Here is a 6,902-nt window from a genome sequence, read left to right on the forward strand (position 1 = left end):
GACTGCCGATGTCGTCGTGGCGCTTCCGTGGTGAACCTGGCCCATAGCGCTTCCTTCCATTCCAGCGAGAAGAATGCACCATCAAACCACGGGACCAAACAGATAGGTGACGACGCTCCGTCAGACCGCGCCATATCGTCGTGTGAGAAATGGGGGCTAGTTTCGATGCGCCTCCCAGCAGTGGTAACCACGCTCGCCCCAGGCGTTGAGGATGGCACGGGTGCCAATTGCCTTGGCGGGGGAGACGAAACCCGTGGCCAGCAACCGGCCGTCCAGAATCCGTCGGCATGCCTCTGCCGCGAGGGCGCCAGTCTGGAGATAGGGCGAATTGCCACGCATCGTGACGGTAACTCCGGTCGTGTCCCCGCGTCCGATACAGGAGATAACGGAGCGATTGCGGGCCGGTATCTCACGGTCGGGCTCGACGACGGTTAGCTCACCCCCGAGCCGGTTGGTGACGTCTTCCTGCTCGGCTTCGCTGAGGTGCCGATAGTCCCGTTCGAACTGTTCGAGAACAGACAGCACGGCGCCGAACATTCCCTGGTTCTTGAAGCCAACAAGAACAGCGCAATTCGTGACTCGCGGGTCATCGCGATACCAAAGCGGCTCGCCACCGCCACCCCAAGGCAATGCCTTGAACAGGCGGTTCTGGTCAGGCGACCGCACGTCATAGGGCGTCGCATACGGCCACATCACAAGCTCGTTATGCTCAAGCTGATATTGCGGCTTGGTGCACATCCGAAGGAACGACTTGGTCGAAGCGACGCTCGTGCTCGAGTCGGTGAGATAAAGAATGTCGAGCGAGTCCACGCCTGGCGTCTCGAGCGCGATTTCCGCGGCGACATTTCCCGCCGTCCACATATACGACGACGCAGGAGCGAGAAGGAGACCCGCAGCTTTGAACTTGTCGCCGTAGCGATCCCGGATGAACGCCATCCAGTCGGTCTCGCCAGTGGTGTCGAGATAGTGGCAACCCGCCGCCAGAGCCGCCGCCACGACGGGTTCACCGAGTTGCATGAAGGGTCCGGCGACATTGTAGACCACTTTGGCGCCGTTGAAGAGTTCGATAAGCGAAGCGACGTCGTGCGCAACCTCCCGCGTTTCATAATCGGCTCCGGCTAGTTCCGGCACGAGAGCCATCTGCTGATCAAGGCGTTCCTTGCTGCGGCCAGCCGCAATGAAGGGTATCCGTGCTTCGGCAAGGTGCCACGCGATCAGCTTGCCGGTGTATCCGCTGGCACCATAGACGATGACGGGCGCAGTCATTGGGTTATCCTCTCCTGTGGCTGGACCCTAGAAGGTCCGTTTTTGTTGAAAACCATTGCTTCGTCCTGAATCAGCAAATCGATGAGAAAGCGATCCTGCGGCTTCTCGGATGCCGTTTTGGGGATCTCATTCAGGATCTGGACAAAACTCGGAACGCTGGTCGATCCGAGTTGCCGGGCGCAATGCTCGAAGACCGCTGCTGGCCCCGACCAGTCGGGACCGACCACGACCGCCGCTACGATTTCCTTCTCACCCGGCGTATTGGCGCTGGTCGCGACGCCATACACGTAGACGTCGACAACGCCGGGCATGCCTGCGATCATCGTCTCGATATCCCGAGGGTTGATGAAATCGCCGTTCCGTCGAATTGACTGGCCACTGCGATGGGAAAAATACAACCAACCGTCAGCATCCTTCCAGCCGATGTCGCCGGTCCGGAACCACCCTCCCTGTGTCTTCGCTTCCGACGCCTGCGGGTTCTTGAAATACGTGATCGGTGTCACGCTGCCATCGGCATTCCGGAAGCAGATTTCGCCCAGCTGACCTGGTCCGAGAATGTGATCGTCCTCGTCGAGGATTTCGCAAGCCAGACTTGGCGGGGCCTTGCCAATCGATGCCACCGGTCCCGCACCAGGCGGGTTCAGCGTCAGACCGCCTTCGGCCGCTCCGAAGAACTCAAAAACCTTGACGCCGAAACGCTCCTCGAACGGACGCCACATGGAGATGGGCATCCCGGCGCTCAGGACGAACCTGACGTCGTGTGCCAGATCAAAAAGGCCGGGCGGCTCGGCAAAGATCGCGGTCGCCATTCCACCGAGCAGGTTCATGGTCGTGCACCGGTAGCGGGAAACGATCTCCCAGAGCCTCGACTTCGTGAACGTGCGGCTGATGACGACAGGCAGTTGATGGGCCAGCCCGTTGCCGAGGGTAATGAGCTGGGCGTTCGCATGGGTCAGCGACAGTCCGGTGTAGAGACGATCGCCTGGCTGCAGGCCGATCGTCTCTCCAAGCGACCCTGTCATGGCGAACCGCGCATTCGGGGCCAGGATTGCCTTCGGATCGCCGGTCGTTCCCGAGGTGTAGAGCATCTGCATCGGCGCGCTGAGCGGTCGTGGCATCGGATCGGCGGCGGCTTCGCATTGCCGAACGGCGCCGGCAAGCGGCTGGTGCCAGTCCGCCCGTGCGGCCGTATCCACCGTAAGCACCCAGGTTAGTTCCGGAAGCTCCTCGCGCAACTGTGCGAGGTTGTCGATGACCTCACCGGAGACGATCGCGCCACGGCAACCCGCAAAGCGAAGCATGTAGCTCAACTTGTCGCCGCGAGTGCGCGGATCGATGGGCACGAAGACCGAACCGACAACCTCCGATGCGAGCATGGCTTCCACGAACTCGGGATAGTTGCGCATGATGATGGCGAACGCATCGCCTTCCTTCATGCCGAGGTCCAGCAGCGCCGTCGCAAGGCGCCGGCCGTTCTCGAGGAGCTCACCGTATGTTCGGGTGGATTCCGACAGGGAACCGTCGGCCCTCACCTCGACGAAGGTCAGGATGGGCTCGGCAGACGGCGCGGCCGCGCCGTCGAGTACCATCCTGAGCAGGGTTCGCGGTTCCGGATTCATTGCGCGAGGACCGTCATCGCAACGGCAGCGGCGTCGTCGCCGATGAATCCACCGCCGTTCTCCGCCAGCGCAATCCGGGCATTTTCGACCTGCCGGGAACCTGCACGTCCGCGGAGTTGCTGCACGAGCTCGTGGATCTGACCGAGACCTGTTGCACCGATCGGATGGCCCTTGCGGACGAGACCGCCGGAGGTATTGACGGGTAAGCGCCCCCCTAACGAGGTCGCGCCGCTCGCAAGGAACGCTGGCCCTTCCCCTGGCCCGCACAGGCCGAGCGCCTCATAGTAGATGAGCTCGGCCGGGGAAGTTGCGTCGTGCAACTCGACGCAGTTGATGTCCTTCGTGTCGATCGAGGCTTCGGCGTAGGCTTGGCGCGATATCGTCGTCGTGATGCTTGGAGCACCCGGTCCGGCGTCGTATCCGCTTGCGACGATCGAACTGAGGACGCGCACCGGACTTTCGACACCAAGGATCTTTGCCATGCGCGGAGACATGATGACCGCGGCGGCGGCCCCATCGCCGATGGGCGAGCACATCGGCAGTGTCAGGGGTGGCGAGATGGTTCGGGCGGCCAGCACCTGGTCGGCGGTCAGGACGTCACGGTATTGCGCGTTCGGATTGAGGCTGCCGTGGTATGAGTTCTTCGCGGAAACATGTGCAAAGTCGCGTTTGGTCGCGCCGCTTGCCGACATGTAGTCGCGCGCCATCCGGGCATAGATGTCCATGAACAGGGACCGCCTGTCGCGCGGCGCGGTCAACCGTTCCGCATATGCCAGATCTCCGACGAGGTAGTGATCGAGCACTTCCGGATGCTCGACGTCGACGCACCCCGCGTAGACGGCCATCGGCCGGTCCTTGTCCGGATGGTAGAGCTTCTCCATGCCGAAGGCGAGCACGATATCGTAGACGCCGAGCGTCACCATCGTGCAAGCCTGCTGGAACGCCGTGGATGCCGTGGCGCAGGCATTCTCGACGTTGATCACAGGGATACGTCCAAGACCGCGCTGACGAAGGACGACCTGACCTGCGACGCAGACCTGGCCCGTGACCAGCGGCGCCCCAGCAGTCCCGGCCCAGGCCGCTTCTATGCGGTTGATCGGCACGCCGGCCTCGGCTACCGCCTGATCTATGGCTTCAAGCGCAAGGTCAGCCAGCCCTCTGTCGAGATGCTTGCCGAACCGAGTGATGCCAACACCAGCAATGATTGCATTCTGTTTCATTTGATGTCCGTCCGGCATAGCTTCGCCAACGCGACCCGAGGGACCGAGGGAAGCGTTTCGGAATGAGGCGAGCCGTTAGATCGTGGGCGGAAGCAGATCAGGGTCGGCGAGCAGGGCGCCGCCCTTGATCGACAGGATCTCGTTGCACCCGTCCTCGATCAGCGATGAGCGGGCATCTCGGAAGATTTTCTCCACCGGATACTCGAGCGCGACACCGTTGCCGCCAAACATCTGGATGGCATCGCTGGCGACCTCGAAGGCATGCTGCGTCGCCGTCACCTTCGCGAACATCGCGGCCTGCAGGGCCGGCATTTCGTTGGTCATGTTGAAGGTCACGATTCGGCGCGTAATCGCCCTCGATAGTTCGACTTTACGCGCCATGTGGAACAGTCGTTTGGCCACGTCCTGATGCCGGATGATGGGTACGCCGCCCTGCTTGCGCTCATGCGCATAAGCGAACGCATGCTCATAGGCGGCGCGGGCCACACCTGTGAACGCCGCGCCCATCAGCGCATTCGCCTCCGTGTGGATCGCATACACGCCCTTCTTGTAGTCTTCCGGGGCGACCAGCAGATGGTCGATGTCCAGTTCCACGTCGTCGAAGAAGATTTCGCCCTGTGGCAGGGCACGCTGGCCCATCTTCTCGAGAGGCTTCCCCTTCGACACGCCAGGTGCGTCGAGCGGAACAACGATGACCGCACCGCGCCGCGGATCGACACCGGCGCCGGTTTCCGCTGCACAATAGAGAATGCACAGTTCGGCAATCGGACCGTTCGAAACCCACGCCGACTTCTGGCCTCGAATGGTCACCTTGCCGTCGCTGATACGCGCCACGCAGTTCGGTCTGCCGTAGTTTCCGCCTTGATGGAAAATCGCCCCGTTCGCGTCGAGCGAGTCGCTGCCATGATCGGGCTCGGTAATGCCCCAGCAGCCAACCAGCGTCTCCGGATAGGTCTTCGCAACGAAGTCGTTGCCAAACTTCGCCGCCATGTAATGCGGAAGCAGGTCGACGCCGGCCGAGATGGAGAGACCTGCATCGCCCCATCCCAGTTCCTCGAACAATATGGTAAAAATCGCCGGCATATCTTCGGGGGGAAAGGTCACCAGCGTTTCCACGGAGATACCCAGCTCGGCATAGGCGCGCCGGAACTCCCAAAGCTGCGACCCCTTATCGACGACCTCCTGCGCGGAGAGCCGGTCGAGGTGCCGGCCGATCGGGCGCATCACCTTCTTCGCGAAAGCATGCATTGTCGTCTGCAGACTTCCAACGATATCCGAGAGCGCCGGCTCGGTTCCGAGTGGTCCGAGTTTCACTCGGGGCGAGGCGTCCCAAAGGCTGAACGGGCGTGGCGTCCCCACGGCATAGTCGTCGAGCGACTTGACGGACAAAGGCTGATTCACGTTTCTCTCCCTGTGCGACTTCTGCGCATCTGGGCACATTTTGCTCACTTCATCAGTCGCCAGAACATACCCGCAACCGCCAAACATTTGACTTTAACCGCCATACCGCCGATACCGATCAGATGCGCACAGACCGACTGAGCGTGATCCGCATCTCGTCCCAGAGTATTCGCATCATGTGCGCGGTGCTGCGCGAGTCGAACATCGACGCGGCAGGCGTGATGGCGGAGGCCCACGTCGATCCTTCCGTTCTCACGGATCCGAAAGCGGAGATAGACGGCAACACCGAGTTGCAATTTCAGAGGGCCTTCATCGCCGTCACCCGTCATATACCGGGACTGTGGATGCGGACCGGGCTGCGTTACCGCGTCATGTCTTATGGGCCACTTGGACTCGCAGTCCTGGCAGCAGCCAATGTCGCGGAAGGACTGGAGGTCATGGGCACGTTCCAGGCCCTGACGTTCTCGCTGATGTTCTACTGCGTCGAGTATCAGGATGGAGCGCCGATCGCCCTCCTGGCCGATGATAGCCACGCGCCTGAGGAGTATCACGAGTTTCTCCAGGAGCGGGCTCTCGGCGCAGTCACGATGTTCCTCAATGACATGCAGCCTCCACGTTTTCCCATCGTCCGGATTGAGTCGCGTCTGCACCGCCCCCCTGGGTGGGAGAATTGCGAGGCCGTGCTGGGAGCTCCGGTGCTCTTCGATGCTCCGACGACGCGATGGGTGTTCGCTCCCGGGGCCGGGTCGTTGCCACTGCCAATGGCCAGTCCTGTGCTGGAGGAGACCTACCGCGATCTATGTGCCCAGCTCATCGACGCAGCTCCGAACCGTGACGAACTGTTGTCGCGACTCTATGAGGTAATGGTGCGGTCGTCGCGCGGCTTTCCGGACGCACGATCCGCGGCATCCGCCCTCGGCATTTCGGAACGCAGCCTGCATCGCTGGTTGGCGGCACGCGGAACGAGCTTCGGGACGGTCGTCGATCAGGTCCGCTTCCAGCGCGCGCAGGAGATGCTGACCAAGTCGGCACTGAAGATCGACCGTATCGCCGAGATGCTCGGCTTTGCTGAGACGGCCAGCTTTTCCCGCGCGTTCAAGAGATGGTCAGGAATGCCGCCAACAGCGTTTCGGGTGATGTCACGTTAACGCGACGACTTTGTGGACATTCTGGCTGCAGGGTTTTCAGGCCGCGAGGGTGGTTGCGACGTTCCACTGGGCGAACGCCCGGACGCGGTGGAGGTGACGGGAAAGCGCGGTGTCGACAGAGCGGGACGGGGCGAACAGATTGCGCACGGCGGAATCTGTATCGGACGGGCGGCCCGGAAGCCCTGGCGGACAGGCCGTCCCGCCCGAACCGGACGTGGAACCGCATCGCCGACGATATCCGGGCACAG

At 62.1% G+C, this 6,902-nt stretch carries 5 protein-coding genes and 1 pseudogene; 1 reads left to right on the top strand and 5 read right to left on the bottom strand.

Features of this window, described 5'->3' with window-relative positions; genetic code table 11:
• Positions 1-156 precede the first annotated feature (156 nt).
• From EDC31_RS16885 to EDC31_RS16900, 4 genes are all read right to left on the bottom strand, one after another.
• Positions 157-1,266, bottom strand: a complete 1,110-nt coding sequence (locus EDC31_RS16885; RefSeq protein ID WP_042062526.1) for a saccharopine dehydrogenase family protein — start codon at positions 1,264-1,266, stop codon at positions 157-159.
• The gene (locus EDC31_RS16890; protein WP_042062532.1) at positions 1,263-2,855 is read right to left on the bottom strand and encodes an AMP-binding protein; all 1,593 of its coding nucleotides are present in this window, start codon (positions 2,853-2,855) and stop codon (positions 1,263-1,265) included. Before EDC31_RS16890 ends, EDC31_RS16885 begins: the two co-directional genes overlap by 4 nt.
• A gap of 26 nt (positions 2,856-2,881) precedes the next feature.
• Complete coding sequence (locus EDC31_RS16895) at positions 2,882-4,105, bottom strand: thiolase family protein (RefSeq protein ID WP_042062528.1); 1,224 nt, start codon at positions 4,103-4,105, stop codon at positions 2,882-2,884.
• A gap of 75 nt (positions 4,106-4,180) precedes the next feature.
• Positions 4,181-5,506 carry an acyl-CoA dehydrogenase family protein gene (locus tag EDC31_RS16900; RefSeq protein WP_204366720.1) on the bottom strand — a complete coding sequence of 442 codons (1,326 nt, stop codon included), beginning with the start codon at positions 5,504-5,506 and terminating at the stop codon, positions 4,181-4,183.
• Between the two features lie 122 nt (positions 5,507-5,628).
• Between EDC31_RS16900 and EDC31_RS16905 the strand changes: the two genes are divergently transcribed.
• Positions 5,629-6,654: a helix-turn-helix transcriptional regulator gene (locus tag EDC31_RS16905; protein WP_042062530.1), complete on the top strand. Its 1,026-nt coding sequence runs from the start codon at positions 5,629-5,631 to the stop codon at positions 6,652-6,654.
• Between the two features lie 36 nt (positions 6,655-6,690).
• Here EDC31_RS16905 and EDC31_RS17980 read toward each other — a convergent pair.
• Positions 6,691-6,902: pseudogene (locus EDC31_RS17980) on the bottom strand (hypothetical protein); the annotation flags it as partial.

Source organism: Acidomonas methanolica (genome assembly GCF_004346035.1).
Lineage (GTDB): Bacteria > Pseudomonadota > Alphaproteobacteria > Acetobacterales > Acetobacteraceae > Acidomonas > Acidomonas methanolica.

Bases quoted from the DNA above. Each gene is read 5' to 3' on its own strand.
- EDC31_RS16885 (WP_042062526.1), bottom strand. From the start codon at position 1,266: ATGACTGCGCCCGTCATCGTCTATGGTGCCAGCGGATACACCGGCAAG.
- EDC31_RS16890 (WP_042062532.1), bottom strand. From the start codon at position 2,855: ATGGTACTCGACGGCGCGGCCGCGCCGTCTGCCGAGCCCATCCTGACC.
- EDC31_RS16895 (WP_042062528.1), bottom strand. From the start codon at position 4,105: ATGAAACAGAATGCAATCATTGCTGGTGTTGGCATCACTCGGTTCGGC.
- EDC31_RS16905 (WP_042062530.1), top strand. From the start codon at position 5,629: ATGCGCACAGACCGACTGAGCGTGATCCGCATCTCGTCCCAGAGTATT.